The organism is Marinifilum caeruleilacunae (assembly GCF_013141825.1).
In the GTDB taxonomy this organism is placed as follows: Bacteria; Bacteroidota; Bacteroidia; order Bacteroidales; family Marinifilaceae; genus Marinifilum; species Marinifilum caeruleilacunae.
Genome location: NZ_RZNH01000001.1, coordinates 64457 through 81976 on the forward strand (window position 1 = coordinate 64457; position 17520 = coordinate 81976).

The 17520-nt window shown below is 37.7% G+C and carries 17 protein-coding genes; 16 read left to right on the forward strand and 1 reads right to left on the reverse strand.

Features of this window, described 5'->3' with window-relative positions:
- The first annotated feature begins 34 nt into the window (after positions 1-34).
- The 16 genes from ELS83_RS00315 to ELS83_RS00390 all read left to right on the forward strand — a co-directional run bounded on the left by ELS83_RS00315 (position 35) and on the right by ELS83_RS00390 (position 16358).
- Positions 35-799 (forward strand): dihydroorotate dehydrogenase electron transfer subunit, encoded by a 765-nt coding sequence (locus ELS83_RS00315; RefSeq protein ID WP_171593504.1) that lies wholly within the window; start codon positions 35-37, stop codon positions 797-799.
- Complete coding sequence (locus ELS83_RS00320; protein WP_171593505.1) at positions 793-1707, forward strand: dihydroorotate dehydrogenase; 915 nt, start codon at positions 793-795, stop codon at positions 1705-1707. Before ELS83_RS00315 ends, ELS83_RS00320 begins: the two co-directional genes overlap by 7 nt.
- A gap of 149 nt (positions 1708-1856) precedes the next feature.
- On the forward strand, positions 1857-2882 hold the full coding sequence (locus ELS83_RS00325) for a pyridoxal phosphate-dependent aminotransferase (protein ID WP_171593506.1): 1026 nt from the start codon (positions 1857-1859) through the stop codon (positions 2880-2882).
- The gene (gene cbiB / locus ELS83_RS00330; RefSeq protein ID WP_171593507.1) at positions 2864-3811 is read left to right on the forward strand and encodes an adenosylcobinamide-phosphate synthase CbiB; all 948 of its coding nucleotides are present in this window, start codon (positions 2864-2866) and stop codon (positions 3809-3811) included. The genes ELS83_RS00325 and cbiB overlap by 19 nt, the downstream gene beginning before the upstream one ends.
- Before the next feature lie 85 nt (positions 3812-3896).
- Positions 3897-4412, forward strand: coding sequence for a bifunctional adenosylcobinamide kinase/adenosylcobinamide-phosphate guanylyltransferase (locus ELS83_RS00335; protein WP_171593508.1), 516 nt, complete (start codon positions 3897-3899; stop codon positions 4410-4412).
- Positions 4413-4430: 18 nt separating this feature from the next.
- Entirely contained in the window at positions 4431-5579 is a 1149-nt protein-coding gene (locus ELS83_RS00340) for a BPL-N domain-containing protein (RefSeq protein WP_171593509.1), read from the forward strand.
- A 3-nt stretch (positions 5580-5582) separates the two neighbouring features.
- Positions 5583-6623: a nicotinate-nucleotide--dimethylbenzimidazole phosphoribosyltransferase gene (gene cobT, locus ELS83_RS00345; protein ID WP_171593510.1), complete on the forward strand. Its 1041-nt coding sequence runs from the start codon at positions 5583-5585 to the stop codon at positions 6621-6623.
- Positions 6624-6653: 30 nt separating this feature from the next.
- The gene (gene cobT, locus ELS83_RS00350; protein ID WP_171593511.1) at positions 6654-7703 is read left to right on the forward strand and encodes a nicotinate-nucleotide--dimethylbenzimidazole phosphoribosyltransferase; all 1050 of its coding nucleotides are present in this window, start codon (positions 6654-6656) and stop codon (positions 7701-7703) included.
- A 31-nt stretch (positions 7704-7734) separates the two neighbouring features.
- Positions 7735-8493, forward strand: a complete 759-nt coding sequence (gene cobS / locus ELS83_RS00355) for an adenosylcobinamide-GDP ribazoletransferase (protein ID WP_171593512.1) — start codon at positions 7735-7737, stop codon at positions 8491-8493.
- A gap of 5 nt (positions 8494-8498) precedes the next feature.
- Positions 8499-9029 carry an alpha-ribazole phosphatase gene (gene cobC, locus ELS83_RS00360; RefSeq protein WP_171593513.1) on the forward strand — a complete coding sequence of 177 codons (531 nt, stop codon included), beginning with the start codon at positions 8499-8501 and terminating at the stop codon, positions 9027-9029.
- Between the two features lie 223 nt (positions 9030-9252).
- Positions 9253-10122 (forward strand): glucosaminidase domain-containing protein, encoded by an 870-nt coding sequence (locus ELS83_RS00365; protein ID WP_171593514.1) that lies wholly within the window; start codon positions 9253-9255, stop codon positions 10120-10122.
- A gap of 105 nt (positions 10123-10227) precedes the next feature.
- Positions 10228-10962, forward strand: coding sequence for a tetratricopeptide repeat protein (locus tag ELS83_RS00370; RefSeq protein WP_171593515.1), 735 nt, complete (start codon positions 10228-10230; stop codon positions 10960-10962).
- Between the two features lie 98 nt (positions 10963-11060).
- Positions 11061-11528 (forward strand): hypothetical protein, encoded by a 468-nt coding sequence (locus ELS83_RS00375; RefSeq protein ID WP_171593516.1) that lies wholly within the window; start codon positions 11061-11063, stop codon positions 11526-11528.
- 192 nt (positions 11529-11720) lie between these two features.
- Positions 11721-13982: an NADP-dependent malic enzyme gene (locus ELS83_RS22650; RefSeq protein ID WP_171593517.1), complete on the forward strand. Its 2262-nt coding sequence runs from the start codon at positions 11721-11723 to the stop codon at positions 13980-13982.
- Between the two features lie 199 nt (positions 13983-14181).
- Positions 14182-14787, forward strand: a complete 606-nt coding sequence (locus ELS83_RS00385; protein ID WP_171593518.1) for a trimeric intracellular cation channel family protein — start codon at positions 14182-14184, stop codon at positions 14785-14787.
- A gap of 83 nt (positions 14788-14870) precedes the next feature.
- Positions 14871-16358: a glycoside hydrolase family 130 protein gene (locus tag ELS83_RS00390; protein WP_171593519.1), complete on the forward strand. Its 1488-nt coding sequence runs from the start codon at positions 14871-14873 to the stop codon at positions 16356-16358.
- Here ELS83_RS00390 and ELS83_RS00395 read toward each other — a convergent pair.
- Complete coding sequence (locus ELS83_RS00395; protein ID WP_171593520.1) at positions 16355-17515, reverse strand: glycosyltransferase; 1161 nt, start codon at positions 17513-17515, stop codon at positions 16355-16357. The two genes, ELS83_RS00390 and ELS83_RS00395, sit on opposite strands and share 4 nt — an antisense overlap.
- Between the last annotated feature and the right edge of the window lie 5 nt (positions 17516-17520).

The window sequence follows — 17520 nt, forward strand, 5'->3', positions numbered from 1 at the left end:
TTTATTCTTAACAGATATAATATTGCTAGGCACCATGAAAAAATTAGTACAAGACTTTGAAGTACTACAAAGAAAAGAGCTAAACGACGATCATTTTGTGCTGGATGTAAAGGCATTAGAGCCTCTTCCTGAAATACGTCCGGGACAATTTGTGAACGTTTTGGTTAAAGATTCGAACACAACCTTCCTAAGAAGACCATTATCAATCCATTTTGTAGATTATGAGCGAAATACAATCAGCTTATACATTAAAAAGATTGGCGATGGCACCAAAAAACTGGGTGAATTAAAGGAAGGCGACACATTAAACATTGTTTACCCATTGGGTAACCAGTATTCCATTCCAAATAACGCCAATACCTTACTTGTTGGAGGAGGCTGTGGTGTAGCTCCTCTGCTATACCTGGCAAAACATCTTAATCAGGCTGGAAACAAGGTGACTACCCTCCTGGGCGTACGCTCCGAAAAAGATGCTGTAGAACTAGATGCCTACAAGGAGTATGGCAACATCCTGGTAACAACCGAAGATGGATCTTTTGGCGAAAAAGGATATCCAACTCAACACTCTATCCTCGAAAAAGAGAAGTTTGATTACGTATTTACATGCGGTCCGGAGCCAATGATGAAGGCTGTTGCGGCTTATTCTACCCAAAAGAATATTCCTTGCGAAGTATCGCTTGAAAACACTATGGCATGCGGATTTGGAGCATGTTTATGCTGCGTAACCGAAACAACAGAAGGCAATAAATGTACTTGTACCGAAGGACCGGTATTCAATATAAACGATCTGAAATGGTAAATTTAGGAGTAAAACTTAAAGATCTAAGCTTAAAAAACCCAGTAATGACTGCTTCGGGAACCTTCGGGTTTGGTGAAGAGTTCGAAGATTTTATCGATTTAAGCAACTTAGGCGGTATTTTGGTAAAAGGTACCACCAGACATCACAGAGAAGGAAATCCTTACCCTAGAATGGCCGAAACGCCTTCAGGAATGCTTAATGCAGTAGGATTACAAAATAAAGGTGTAGAAAATTTCTGCAGCGAAATATACCCACGAATCAAGCACTACGATACCAATATCCTGGTAAATGTTTCAGGATCAGTAATTGAAGATTACGTTGAAACAGCTGCTATGATTAACGATTTGGAACACATTCCTGCAATTGAGCTGAACATCTCCTGTCCAAACGTTAAGGAAGGCGGAATGGCATTTGGAACAAGCTGTGCTTCGGCAGCCGAGGTAGTTAAAGCGGTTCGCCAGGTGTATAAGAAGCACTTAATGGTAAAACTATCGCCTAATGTTACAGATATTACCGAAATTGCCAAAGCTGTAGAGGCAGAAGGTGCCGATTCTGTATCACTGATCAATACCTTATTGGGAATGGCCATCGATGCAGAAACAAGAAAACCTCTACTATCTACAGTTACAGGAGGTTTATCGGGTCCGGCAGTAAAACCAGTAGCCTTACGAATGGTATGGCAGGTGTTTAATGCTGTTAAGATTCCAATTGTTGGTTTAGGCGGCATTATGAATGCAAAAGATGCCATTGAGTTTATGCTTGCTGGTGCAACTGCAGTTCAGATCGGAACAGCGAATTTTATCGATCCTCAGGTTACAGAAAAGATTGTAGTGGGTATCGAAGACTATATGAAGCGCCATAACATTCAAGATATCAACGACTTGATTGGAGCTTTGCAAGTTCGGTAATTCAGAAGACATAATTAAAGAAATATTTCTTTAATTCAGATATGATGAGTTTACATTTGTAATTACATTTGTAAACTCATTCTTTTTTGATCGAAATCACAAGATGTAATATCTTTATAAAAATTAATCTTTATACACTATATAACAACATGTTACAAGGACACGGAGACGATGGATACAAATATAAACAACACATTAAAGCTAATTTTAGCACAAATGTTTGGTATGGTGGATATTCCGAAGCTTTAAAGAATCACCTGATCGAGAATTGGAATGCCATAGACTCCTATCCTGAAGCATCGGCAGAGAGCTTTGTTCATGTATTGGCCAAAGATCTTGATGTAGATCCTGCTATGTTAATGGCTGTAAACGGTGCCACCGAAGCTTTTTATCTAATTGCACAATGCTATAATAAAAAGAGTTCTACCATTGTAATTCCTACCTTTTCGGAATACGAAGATGCCTGTAATATCAACAAACACGAGCTAAATTTTATTAATTGGAAGGAATTGTCCTCTTCTTCCACTTTCAATTCAGACCTGATCTGGATCTGCAACCCAAACAATCCAACTGGTGATGTCTTGCAACAAAAAGATCTTGATATTTTATTAAAGAATCATCCAAATTCGATTTTTGTATTGGATGAAGCCTATATAGATTTCACCGATTCAATTTCATCTTCCATAGATTTAATCAAAAAGCACCAAAATCTGATCATTGTAAAATCGCTCACAAAAAACTTTGCAATTCCCGGCCTGAGATTGGGATATTTGATCGCAAACCGTGCATTGGTACAGAAAATTGAATTCTACAAGGCTCCCTGGACGGTTAATTCGCTGGCTATTGAAGCCGGAAAATACCTTGTTCAGCACAAAAGCGAAGTTTTGCCTCCTGTAAAACACTATAAATCAAGCACGGAAAAATTCATTAAAAATTTAAGTCAGATTGCAGGAATTAAAATTCACCCCACAAAAACTTCCTATTTTTTAATCGAACTAGAAAAAGGTGACTCAACAGAACTAAAAAATTACCTGATTTCGGAATTTGGCATCCTAATTCGTGATGCAAAAAATTTTCGTGGCCTAAATTCTTCTTATATTCGCGTTGCAACATTAAGCGAAGAAAAAAATCAATTGCTAATTGATGCATTACAAAAATGGAGCAAATTACATTAATTATCATACCTCTCCTTATCGGATATGTTTTAGATCTGATTTTTGGAGATCCTAGAAAATTACCTCACCCAATCGTTGGTTTTGGTAATTCAATCTCTTTTCTAACTAAATTATTAAACAATGGTAAAAATCGCCTGATCAAAGGTGCATTCATGTGTTTGTTCCTGGCATCATCGGTATTTGCATTGTTTTACTTCTCGTCGTATTTACTACTACAAATTGACCAGTACGCATATCTTATATTTACATCGATATTTGTATTTTATGGCTTGGCCAATAAAAGTTTATTACAAGAAGGTGTCGAAGTATTTCACCATTTAAATACCATGGGATTGGAAGCCGGAAGAAAAAGGTTGTCCTGGATTGTTGGGCGCGATACTTCACAATTGTCAGAACAGGAAATCCGCCTGGCTGTATTCGAAACCTTATCAGAAAATCTTTCAGATGGCGTTGTTGCTCCATTGTTTTATTATGCAATTGGAGGTGTTCCAGGCATGATGTGCTATAAAATGATTAACACCATGGACTCCATGATTGGCTATAAAAATGAAAAATTCATTCTCTTTGGAAGGTTTGCTGCACGTCTTGATGACCTTGTAAATTTCATCCCGGCACGAATAACCGCATTGCTAATGGCCTTGGTTACTCTAAATTACCGCTCGCTAAAATTTATTTTTAAATATGGTAAGGCTCACACCAGTCCAAATGCAGGTTATCCCGAATCAGCTTTAGCGGGAATTTTAAATTGTCGTTTCGGCGGTGCTCACGATTATGGAGGGAAGAGTGTTGATAAGCCTTTTATTGGTGAGAACGACAGACTTCTAAAGAATGAAGAAATCAATAAAATCAAATACATCAACCATGCAGTTTGCTTTGTAAGCATTGTATTGATTAGTACATGCTATTTAGCCTGGAATGGCCTGTTTTAAAAAAGAAAAAAAATCTTCCTGTCGGATTGATAAATTCGTAAATTCACCATAACAAATAATTTATATATATAATTTACAAAACACTATGATTCATTTAATTACAGGAGGACAAAGATCAGGGAAAAGTGAATATGCCGAAAAATTAATCCTGAATCAAACAGATCAACCTGTATATATGGCCACTTCCCGTGTTTGGGACGAGAATCATAGAAAAAGAATTGAAGCCCATAAAGCCCGCCGTGGGGACCAATGGTTAAACATTGAAGAGGAAAAATTTTTGAGCAAGCATGATGTAAATGGCAAAGTTATTTTGCTGGATTGCATTACTCTTTGGCTAAATAATTTTTTCTTCGATAATGGCGAAGATGACGATAAAACCATTGAACAAGCCAAAGAAGAACTGGATAAAATATTTGCCCAGAATTGTGATTGGATTATTGTAAGCAATGAATTGGGTTTGGGAGGCCATCCGGGTAACAAAATGGCTTTACGCTTCAACGATATTCAAGGATATATCAATCAGTACATTGCTGAAAAAGCTGAAATTGTAACGATGGTTATATCAGGCATTCCACTTGAAATAAAGAACACACTAAAATAAACCACTAACTAAACTAACATGAACAAATTCCTTACAATTGGTGTAATTTTACTTACACTTTTAATTACAAGTTATTCGTGCAAACGAGTTGAAACCAAAGCTGAACAAAGAATTAAAGTTGGCGTTTTCGATAAAAACGGCGATAGCCCTTGGTGTATTGCCGATGCTATGGAAGCCTTAAAAATAGATCCGAAAATTGATTGTGAAGTAATTCGTGCAAGTCAGATTGTATCGGATGAAATTCTTGATTTTGACGCCATTGTATTCCCTGGTGGAAGCGGAAGAAGCGAAACCATGAGCTTGGGAGAATCAGGAATTGAAAGAGTAGTTTCCTTGGTTAAAGACAAGGGAATTGCTGTAGTCGGTATCTGTGCTGGTGCATATATCATGACAAATACTCCTGATTATCCTTGTTTACAACTAACAGGTTATAAAGCTATTGATATCGAGCACGATCATCGTGGACACGGATTGGCAAAGTTCTCCTTAACAGAAGAAGGTCAAAAAATCTTCCCTGAATTGAAAGATCGCGAAATTTCATTCTGTCAATATTATGAAGGTCCGGTGTTGGTATCAGCAGAAGACGCAGTAGAAGAAATTTCGTTGGGTACCATGTTATCTGATGTTCATACCGTAGAAGGGTCTCCTGCCAACATGACCAACAATCGTCCGTTTATTGTAGCCAACTCTATTGGAAAAGGTAAAGTTGCCTCATTCGTAGGCCACCCGGAATGTACACCTGGAATGCGTTGGATGCTGCCTCGTATTGTTCGTTGGGCAACAAACTCAGAAATGGTAAGCTACCCAGAATCCGTAGTTCGCCCTGATTTTTTCAGCAATGAAATCATCTACACCAAAGACATTCAAGATTTACAATCGAAATACTACAATAATCTATCGGGTTCGAAAGAAGAAAAACTTGCTGCAATCGATAAGGTAATAGAGATGGCTTGTTGGTCTTCAAAAAAATGGATTCCAGGAATGTTACGCGACAAAGATGCTGATGTAAGAAGCAAAGCATCAATTGCCTTAATCAAACTGGAAAGAACAGATGCAATTCCTGATTTGGAAATGGCTGTCCTAAACGAGAAGAACGACGATTGTAAAGAGCAGCTAAGCAAAAGCCTAATCGAGCTAAAAAATATTCTTGGTAAAAACAGAAAGTAAGAGATGATAGAATTTAAAATTGATTCTTTATCAGACAATTTAAATAAAGAATTACAGGAGAAGATTGATACGAAAACCAAGCCAATTGGTTCGTTGGGAAAATTGGAGCAAATTGCATTCCAATTGGGAAGAATTCAAAACAGCATGACACCGGAAATCAACAAACCAAATGTTGTTGTTTTTGCAGGCGATCATGGTATTGCTGATGATGGAGTTAGTTTTTATCCTAAATCTGTAAGTTACCAAATGCTCTACAATTACATGGAAGGTGGAGCTGCTTCCACTGTATTTGCCAAACAGCATGGCATTCAGTTCAATGTAGTTGATGCAGGTGTCGATCATGATTTTGATCCAAGCCTTCCAATTCTGAATCGTAAATTGGCCTATGGCACAAAAAACTATCGATTCGAACCGGCAATGACAAAAGAGCAATGCATAGAAGGCATTAAAAGAGGTGCCGAGGTTATTGAAGAGATTCACAAAAAAGGCTGTAACTTTATTGTTTTTGGCGAAAAAGGGATCGGAAATACATCTTCGGCTTCATTGATTTTGAGTCTATTGGGTAATATCCCTCTGGAAGAATGTGTTGGTCGAGGCACAGGTCTCGATAAAGAAGGTGTTAAGAGTAAGTTTGACCTTTTAAACGAAGGACTTTCGAAATACAACAAATCTGATGATCCAATTGACGTTTTAACTCATTTTGGCGGATTCGAAATTGTAATGATCGTAGGTGCAATGCTCAAAGCTGCCGAACTAAAAATGACACTTTTAATCGATGGTTTTATTATTACGTCGGCACTTTTGGCTGCATTTAGAATTAACCCTAAAGTGAAAGATTACTGCTTGTTTGCTCACAAATCGAACGAACAGGCACACATTAAAATGTTGAATATTATGGGTGGCGATCCGATACTCGACATTGGAATGCGTTTGGGAGAAGCAACAGGAGCAATGGTATGTTTTCCATTAATTAAAAGTGCAGCCCAGTTTATGAACCAAATGGCTTCTTTCCAGGATGCTGGTGTAAGTGAGGCCAAGGAATAAATACGAATTTAGAAATACAATCTTATACATATGAATTTCGACATCAAAACTCCTCAGAAAGAGTTGATTGAACAACTTCAGCACAAAATAGATTTTAAAACCAAACCAATTGGTTCTTTGGGTATGCTTGAACAATTGGCTGTTAAAATTGGTTGCATCCAAAATACCTTATCCCCGGAACTGAACAAGCCTGTAATTATGGTATTTGCTGGCGACCATGGTATTGCATTGGATGGAGTTAGCCCTTATCCGCAGGAAGTAACCTGGCAAATGGTTGCCAATTTTATGGCTGGCGGAGCTGCAATTAATGTATTTGGTCGTCAGAATGGCATCGACATTCAAATTGTTGATGCCGGAGTAAATTACGATTTTGACAAAGATTGGAATGTAATTGATGCCAAAATTGCACATGGAACTCAATCGTACCTAAATGGTCCGGCCATGAACAAAGAACAGTTCACGAAGGCCCTTGCTAAAGGAGCAGAACTGGTTCAGAAAGCCCATAAAAACGGCACCAATATTATCGGATTTGGCGAAATGGGTATCGCCAACACCTCTTCGGCTGCCGTTCTTTTACATTTGCTTGCAAAAGTAGATTTAAAGGAATGCGTAGGTCGCGGAACCGGATGGGACGATGAAGGCTTGAAAAGAAAATATGAAATCTTAAAAAGCGCAGTCGAAAACTACAAAGGTGATGATTCTGTCGAAGATATTTTTACACATTTTGGTGGTTTCGAAATAGTGATGATTGCTGGCGCAATGCTAAAAGCAGCCGAACTAAAAATGACCATTATGGTTGATGGTTTCATTATTACTTCAGCTCTGCTGGCAGCGTCCAAAATGAATGCAAATATTTTGGAATATTGCATTTTCACTCACAAATCGAACGAAAATGGCCACAAACACATGCTGGAACATTTGCAAGCCAATGCCATTCTCGATTTGGGCATGCGTTTGGGAGAGGGAACAGGAGCAGCCGTTGCATATCCAATTATCGAATCGGCAGTTAATTTCCTAAATCAAATGGCAAGTTTCGAAGATGCAGGAGTAAGCAATAGCGATCAAATTGTAAGTGAATAATATCAATTCAATGCCCGGAAAAATAAATCCAATGAAACGAGAACTCAATATTTTCTTTACAGGATTATCGTTTTTTACGCGACTCCCATTTCCAAAGTGGGCTAGCTTTAAGGAAGAATATCAGCACGAAGCAATTAAATATTTTCCAATAGCTGGTCTCATTATTGGTGGTATAGCGGCCTTTGTTTTCTATCTTTTTAATTTACTCTTGCCTTTTAACCTTGCGGTGATAGTAAGTATGGCAGCAACAGCACTCTTAACAGGTGCTTTACACGAAGATGGATTTATGGATGTATGCGATGGTTTTGGTGGTGGCTGGACCAAGGAAAGAATTCTCGAAATTATGAAGGATTCTTTAATTGGAGCCTTTGGTGTTACCGGAATTATCTTTCTGATTATCACAAAATTCTACTGTCAATTTTCCATATCAGCGAACCAGCTTCCATTGATTTTGATTGCGGCTCATTCATCAACCAGAATGGTTGCCGCCAGCCTGGTGAACACTCATAAATATGCAAGAGTAGGAAATTCTAAGGCAAAAGATTATTCTCAAAAGCTGAGCCCAGGCAATTTCATTTTCATGCTGATAACAGGAATACTGCCTTTGGCACTCTTGGGGAATCTAAAGTTTTTTCTTATTCTCATTCCTGTTTACCTTTGCAAAGTTTTATTGGGAAGATATTATAACAAATGGATTGATGGATACACCGGCGATTGCATTGGCGCAACTCAACAAGTTTGTGAAGTTGTATTCTATCTTTCTTATTTATCACTATTAAACTATTTATAATACATATGGAAATCTATTTAATACGACATACGGCAGTTGCAGTAGATCAGGGAGTTTGCTACGGACAAAAAGATGTTGACCTGGCCGAAACATATCCTGAAGAATTAAACACGGTAAAGAAAAATCTTGATGGAGTAGAATTCGATAAAATTTATGCCAGTCCTTTATCAAGAGCTAAAAAACTGGCAAACGATATTTATCCCGAAGAGGCAGAAGAAGACAAAAGATTGATGGAACTGCATTTTGGCGACTGGGAAGGAAAAGTTTGGGACGAAATTAAAGATCCATTTTTAGAAAAGTGGATGGAAGATTTCGTAAACCTGAAATGTTCAAATGGAGAGTCGTTTGTAATGCTTCGCGATCGTGTTCTTGAATTCTGGAACGAATTAAAATCAAAAGATTATAAGAAAGTAGCCATATTCACGCATGGTGGCGTAATTCGCACCATACAGGCCATCGAAAAAAACGTAAAACTGGAAGATTCATTCAATATTCCAACGCCAGCCTTTGGCGAAATTTCCATTCTTAGTGTATAAATACATTTACATGATATCAAAAGCAGAATTCTTTATCGGGTTCTGCTTTTTTTTGCTCTTTCGCAATTTTCATAAATTGTATTTCGTCCACAGCATCAATATTTTACAATGATTTTTATAGTGTAAAACGGCTCAGAATAAACAAGCAGAGCAGATCATTCTTCAATTTGCGTTACAAAAATAAAATGCTATTTTAGCAGACTGAAATTAACAATAATTCAACATGAAAAAGCTGTTTATTTCTTTATTTTGCCTGATTTTACTGTCTTCGGCATGCACAGAACGTATTCTTTTCACCAATGAAAAGGTAAGCCCAGAATATGCCGAAATCGAAAGTAAAAATGATGTTCATGCTTTTTCCGACACCGTGATTACGCCGTACATCTACACCAAAGTAATTTCATTGCGAATGCTTCCGGTAGATGAAAAAAAGCAGAAATTTGTTGAGATGCTACTACCGGCGGTACTACTCACACAACACAATCTGAATCAGAAAATAAAAAGACTGGAACATATCGAAAGCTGGTTGACCCAACATCCCCATTATATTGAAAGTGATAGTGTTTTTCTTTTCAATTTATACGAACAATACAAGTGTTGCGAAATTACCGAACTAAAAAACAGGCTAAAGCCGCATCCGGCAAGTATTGTTTTAGGACAAGCAGCTTTGGAATCGGGATGGGGATCTTCAAGGTTTTTCCAGGAAGGGAATAATGTTTTTGGAATTTGGTCGTATAATGCCGGTGAAAACAGAATTAAAGCACTTGTTGGAAGAGATTCCACAAACATATATGTACGAAAATACACAAGCATAGAGGAATCGGTAAGCGATTATTACCAGACCATTGCAAGGGTAAGAGCCTATAAAGAATTTAGACTTGAAAGAGCCTTAAGTAACGATCCCAACAAATTGGTACCATTATTGCATCGTTACTCCGAAATAGGAGAGGATTACACCAGAAAGCTGAATCGCTTAATAAAGAACAATAATCTTAGTCAGTACGACAATTATTCAATTGATAAAAAGTACTTGCAGAAAGAAACCATTGAGCTGGCCCAGTTAAATAAATTCCCTCTAAAAAAACTCTATTGAAGAATATTTTTGTGTTAATTCTATTTGAATTTTCTCTGAAATATTTATTTTTAGGCTTGTTTTGACAGAAAAATCTAAAATCAAATAATCATAAAAAATTAAAGTATGAAAAAATTTATTTTATTTATCGCGGTATGTTTTTGTGCTACAAGTTTATTCGCACAATCTGCTGCTCAATTAAAGAATGAAGGTAACGCTGCAGTAAAATCAAAAGATTACAAAACTGCACTTGAAAAATATGAAGCATTTTTAGGAGCTGAAGATACTTTTGAAGATCCAGCATTGGTATTTAACGCTGCTTATTGCGCAAATAAATTGAAAGATTACGCAAAAGCGGAAAAGTATTTTGCTCAATCGGTAGCAAGCAACTACAAGGCTTCTAAATCATACCAGTATCTTGCATCTGTTCAAAAGAAACAGAAAAAGATGAACGAAATGGTAGCTACTTTGGAAAAAGGAATCAAAGCATGTCCAACTAAAAACTCAAAGTTAATTGCTACTTTATCTAAGCATTACCTTGTAGAAGGTCAGAAAGCTCAAAAAGCAAACAAAGTTGATGCGGCTGAAGGTCTTTACAAAAAAGCTGGTGAAGCTAAATCAAAATACCAGGCTGATGCATTGGTTGGATTAGGAATGTTATATTTCAACCAGGGTGCAACAATTATGCAAAAAGCAAACCCAATTGCAAACACCGAGCCAGAAAAATTCAAAGCTGAATCGGCAAAAGCACAAGGTTTCTACAAAAAAGCTATGGCTGAATTGACTAAAGCAAAAGCAATTGCTCCATCAAGAGAAGATATTACTAAAACAATGGCTACTGTAAAAGGTGAAATCAAGTAATTTCTTAGAAATAATATAAATAGAAAGGGATACTCAAATTTGAGTATCCCTTTTTGTTTTCTTTCGTATAGGAAATTGTATTTTCATACCATCCCACTATGAAATTGAGTTTTTATAAGATTTGCAAGTTGTTTTGCAAGGGTTTTCTACTCTTGCTGCTTTGTTGTGCATCAATATCTGCAACAGCAAATAAAAAGGAGCTGAAAGGCAAATTCAACCTGCACTCTGTGAACTTCGTCCAAAACTCAATTGATGTTAGCAAATCAGACGAAACCCTTTACTTTTCATTGCGTGCCTATTCACTACAAGGCTTAAGCAGGGTGGATGTTTATTTTGAATCGCCATCGGGTAATGAGCTGATCCAAACCACATGCAGTAATAAAAAGAAGACAAAAGTGGGAATGCTTCTGGGAAGAATCCTTTTCAAGAAAAAATCTGAGAGTGGAGAATGGAAGATCAATAAAATTGTAGTGGTCGATCTTGAAGGCAACTCGCACACTTACGATAAAGAGTTTCTCGCCGAAAACAAATTCACACATTCCCTCATGATTAAAAGCAAAAGGTAAGCTGCTTTATTTCATATTATTCAAGAAAAAATCCGTTATTTATCACTAGTCTTAATTAAAAGTAATTCAGTAAGATACTGATATCTTTACAGTTTTTAAGCTTTTCCCTTCATTTCGTACGCCCATTTATTAGCATCTTTGCATTTCACAAAATACTATTAACCGTGCGTTTGCACGACGAAAATCAAACAAATGGCAAAGATTAGTTCAAAAGATGCTTTAAGATACCACGCAGAAGGGCGTCCTGGTAAGATTGAAGTAATTCCAACCAAACCATACAGAACACAACGCGATTTGGCTTTGGCCTATAGCCCTGGTGTTGCTGAACCATGTTTGGAAATCGAGAAAAATGCAGCCGACGCTTATCGTTACACCGGAAAAGGAAACCTGGTAGCTGTAATCTCAAATGGAACCGCAGTTTTGGGCCTTGGAAATATTGGTGCGCTGGCAGGGAAGCCAGTGATGGAAGGTAAAGGTCTGCTATTTAAGATTTTTGCAGATATCGATGTATTCGACATTGAAGTAGATGCAACAGACGTAGACAAATTTGTAGAAACTGTAAAAGCAATTGCCCCAACCTTTGGAGGAATTAACCTTGAGGATATTAAAGCACCTGAATGCTTTGAAATTGAGGAGAGACTGAAAAAAGAGCTCGATATTCCTGTAATGCATGACGACCAGCACGGAACAGCAATTATTTCGGCAGCAGGTTTGTTAAATGCCTTAGAATTGGGCAATAAAAAAATTGAAGAGGTTAAAGTGGTTGTAAATGGTGCAGGAGCCGCTGCCATTTCATGTACCAAACTATACATTTCGCTTGGCGTTAAGCCCGAAAATGTAATCATGTGCGATAGTAGAGGTGTAATTAACGCCAGACGCACTGACCTTAACGAGCAGAAAAAGCAGTTTATGACTGACCAGGATGTGGATACACTGGAACAAGCTCTTGTTGGCGCAGATGTTTTCCTTGGATTATCAGTAGGTGGAATCATGAGCAAAGAAATGGTTTTGTCCATGGCAAAAAATCCGGTCGTATTTGCTTTGGCCAATCCCGATCCGGAAATTTCTTACGACGATGCCTTCGATGCCAGAAAAGATGTGATTGTAGCCACTGGTCGTTCCGATTATCCAAATCAGATAAACAATGTATTGGGTTTCCCATATATTTTCCGTGGAGCTCTTGATGTAAGAGCAACAGCCATTAACGAAGAAATGAAAATTGCTTCGGTACATGCCATTGCAAAATTGGCCAAAGAACCTGTTCCAGAAGCGGTTCATGCAGCATATAACGAAGCAAATATTGTGTTTGGCAAGCATTATATCATTCCTAAGGCACTTGATCCTCGCCTGGTATCGAGCGTTGCGGTAGCAGTTGCAAAGGCTGCTGTTGAATCTGGTGTTGCTCAGAAAGAGATTAAAGACTGGGATGCATATGCCGAAGAGTTGAAACAACGTTTGGGTACTGAAAATGAATTATTAAGAACTGTATTCAACAAAGCAAAACGATTCCCTAAACGAGTTGTATTTGCCGAAGGGAATAACTTTAACGTTCTTAAAGCAGCGCAAATCGCACTACACGAGGGAATTGCAAAGCCAATCATTCTTGGTAATCCTGAAAATATCAAGCGAATTGTAGATGAAAACGATTTGGATTTAGCTGGCGCTGATATTATTGATGTAAGATGCGAAGCAGAGAGAAAAAGAAGAGATTGTTACGCAGATATTTTATGTGAGAAACGCGGCCGTAAAGGATTAACCCATAAAGAAGCTGCAGAAAAAATGTATGACCGAAATTATTTTGGTGCCATGATGGTTGAAAATGGCGACGCTGATGCCTTTATTTCGGGCTATGCAACCAGGTATTTCGAAGCACTTAAAATTGCAACCAAAGTAATTGGTATCGAAGATGACATGAAAACCTTAGTGGGTATGAATATCATCATGACCAAGAAAGGACCACTTTTCTTTTCGGACACTACAGTAAACTCGGAACCCACACCACAATCATTGGTAGATACTACTATTAGTACTGCTAGAGCTCTGAAAACATTCAATGTAGATCCTGTAATGGCAATGGTTTCTTACTCTAATTTTGGATCGGTTAGAAAGGGTAGTCCGGTTAAGGCAAACCTGGCTATTGAGCATTTACATGAACATCACCCTGAACTACAGGTTGATGGCGAAATGCAGTTGAATTTTGCACTTGACAAGAAATTGCGCGATGAAACCTTCGCATTTAATAAAATTAAAGGAAAGGATGTAAACACCATTATCTTTCCGAACTTAAGCTCTGGAAATATTGCATACAAATTGATGCAGGATTTGGGTGGACTGGAAAACATTGGTCCAATTTTGCTGGGAACAGCAAAACCATTCCATATTGTTCCTATGGGTTGTTCGGTTCGTGAAATTATCAACATGACAGCCATTGCTGTGGTGGATGCACAAGGATAATCAACTTACCTAAATCATATGATCGTTACAAAAGGGTGGAATTCTGTTCCATCCTTTTTTCGAATTGACATTCTTATTTGTTTGTTTTCGACAGGCAATTTCTCCTTAGCTCTAAACGAAGTTCATTTTATGATTATTTTTATTGATAATTGGTATTGTTTTCTCGTTTGACTTTCTATTTTTGCAAAAAAATTAAATCATGAGTGTAATTTATATTCTCGATCTTGTTGGAACACTTGTATTTGCAATTAGTGGAACCATGTCTGCTGCAAATAAAAAGCTGGATCTGTTCGGTGCTTATTTCACCGGATTTATTACTGCCATTGGCGGTGGTACACTAAGAGATGTAATTTTGGGTAATTTTCCAGTTGCCTGGATCAGTGATTTAAATTATATCATTATAATCAGCTTGGGTGTGATTTTAACTTTCCTGTTCAAAAATGTGATCATGTCCTTAAAGCGCACCTTGTTTTTATTTGATACCATTGGAATTGGCGTATTTACCGTAATTGGTATCGAAAAATCTTTAAGTCTTGGTATTCATCCATTCCTTGCCATTATTATGGGATTATTTTCGGCAGTAATGGGTGGTGTAATTCGCGATACTTTATGTAACGATATTCCATTGATTTTTAGAAAGGAAATTTATGCAACTGCATGTCTGGCAGGTGGAGCATTGTTCATTTTGCTCAACTCATTGGAAATTAATTCTGCTTTGAATCAATTCCTTACCATTTCCTGCATTATACTTTTCAGATTACTTTGCATCCGATTTAAAATATCGCTTCCAGTATTAAAATACTAATCGATATTAACCTGTAAGCCATTCTTATTTCATTAACGAGCACGAATTTCGTATATTTAGTAAGCTCGCTAAAACGGATGAAAATGGCCAAAAACAACAAACCCATTCCCATAAACAAGCAGGTTCTTCATTTTACTCCTGACGACTCCAGGGTGGTAACTCGTTTTTTTACACCTGGTAACGAAAAACGTATTGAAAATATTTTTGAAAGAATCTTTCTATTATCCGATAAGGAGGCAAAAAAAATTCTGGATGATACCATCAAAAGTTTCTCAAAACGTCATCGAAATATCAAACGAATCTTTAAGGATAACTTCGATGAGATCGTAAAAACTACAAATTTCAGCAATGATTTTAGCCTGGAACAAAAATTACTGATAGGTTCGTATTTTACCATGGAGTATTCCATAGAATCGGCTGCTTTATTCAATCCGTCCATTGTGGTACATCCCGAAGACATTGATTCAGACTCGGGCAGATTGAAAGTATTACTCAGCTTTCGGGCTGTTGGAGAAGGTCATATCTCATCTATCGTATTCAGGCGAGGTGTCATTCGTTCCAATGGCGATTTGCTGGTACAAAAAAACAGTGCCTTGGTAGAGCGTGTTAATAGAACTCCTGATCCAATATATCTCAAAAGCGACTTCTCTTTAAAATTGAAGGAGTTGGGCACCTACGATCTGGTCTCAAAAATATTAGACAATTTGTTGGATGAATTCACCTTTGAAGAACTGAATGAAGCCATTCAGATTTTTAGAAAAAAGAAGGATATCAAACACAAAAAAGTCGGACGAAGCAGCGAAGAGGCCATCGAAACATTACTATGGTTGGCAAACGCTAATTATGAGATCAAATTTTCACCAGAATTGGATATCAGTGCCAGGGTAATATTCCCGGTTTCGAACAACGAGGTTAAAGGGGTCGAGGATGCCAGGTTTGTATTATTCAAAAATGGAAATGGCAAAGGAAAGCATGTGTACTATGCAACCTATACAGCTTACAATGGATTTAATGCACTGCCTCAGTTGATCGAAACGGTAGATTTTTGTCATTTCAAAGTATCTGTCCTTTTGGGCGAAGGATCGAAAGGAAAGGGTATGGCCTTGTTCCCACGAAAAATAAATGGCAAGTTTGCTACCATATCCAGAAATGATAATGAAAACCTGTACATCATGTTTTCTGATAATATTAAGTACTGGGAAAAGCCAATTCTTTTAAAACCCCCGGCATTTTACTGGGAGTTTTTCCAAATTGGCAATTGCGGATCGCCCATTGAAACCGAGAAAGGTTGGCTGCTATTAATTCATGGTGTAGGTCCGGTTCGAACCTATACCATTAGTGCAATTCTTCTCGATTTAGACGATCCTACCAAAGTAATTGGCTTGTTGAAAGATCCATTTTTAACCCCTGATGAAAAGGAGAGAAATGGATATGTTCCAAATGTAGTTTACTCATGTGGAGCTATTGTACACAAAGACATGCTGGTACTGCCATATGCAATGGCCGATTCTCGTTCGGGAATAGCCTCGCTTAAGGTTCAGGATCTTCTGGATAATATGGTATTTTATTAAAGCAAGATTTCCTTGCCAGAATTAATTGATTCTGAACGAAAATAGAACTGAGCGCCTGCAACAGGTGATTTCAGCAAGTTCCTGTATAATTTGATATGTCTACTGGCAATATTGGTCCAGCTAATCTTCTTGTTGTTTTCCCTGATATTATTCTGGAATTCAGTCCTAAGATCATCATCCTGAAGTAAATGGCTAATATGAGACACATATTCATCATCCGAACTTGCATAAAATCCGCCTCTCACTTCATTTATCCAGTTTTTAAAGCTCATTAACTCAGAGGTTACCACAGGCAGTAACATGGCTGCAGCCTGCGCCAGAACACCACTCTGCGCACCTTTTGAATAAGGCAAAGCCATTACATCGGCCGCACTTAATATGGTGTCTAAGGTATATTGAGGAAACTTTCCGTAAAGAATCTTAACATGCTCTTTCAAACCCATTTGATCGATTTCCCGATATAGTTTCTCTTTATACATGGAGTGCTCATTGATTCTGGTTCTTGAAGCCATAAGCAATACCAGGTCTTTGTTTCTTTCGATCAATTGTGGCATCAGCTTAATAATTTTCTCAAAATTCTTTGTCGACCTCATATAACCAGCCAGCAAAAGAACCTGTTTTCCTTCTAAACCCAATAAATTCTTGGCATGTTTTACTCTTTCAACTTCTCGTACACCATGAGGAATCACAACAATTGGTTTGGGACATTCGTAGGTTTGCAATAGAATCTCTTTCTGAAAGCTCTCATGCACCACAATAGCTGTGCTGAAATTAAGAATGTGCTGCAGGATATTTTTTTCCTCATATTTCAGGTCTTCGAATACGGTATGCAAAGTTACAACCACGGGAGTGTCCGCAAGCTGGCATCGAATCAGGAATTCTACAATCTGAACTCCACGCTGATCTCCAAATAAACCAAATTCATGTTCAACATGTACAATATCAGGCGAATGCCGTTCGACATGAAAAAAGAGTTTGGCAGCAATGTCTTTATCATGTGGCGCATAAGTTTCAAATACATGATTTCCTTTCGCTCCAATTTGTGCTAAAACCCTTATCTCTTTTCCATAATTGGCAACCGAATTACTTAAGTATTGGGTGTAGGTTGCTATTCCGCATTCTGTTGGCGGATAAGTAGATACATATGTAATTCTCATGATTA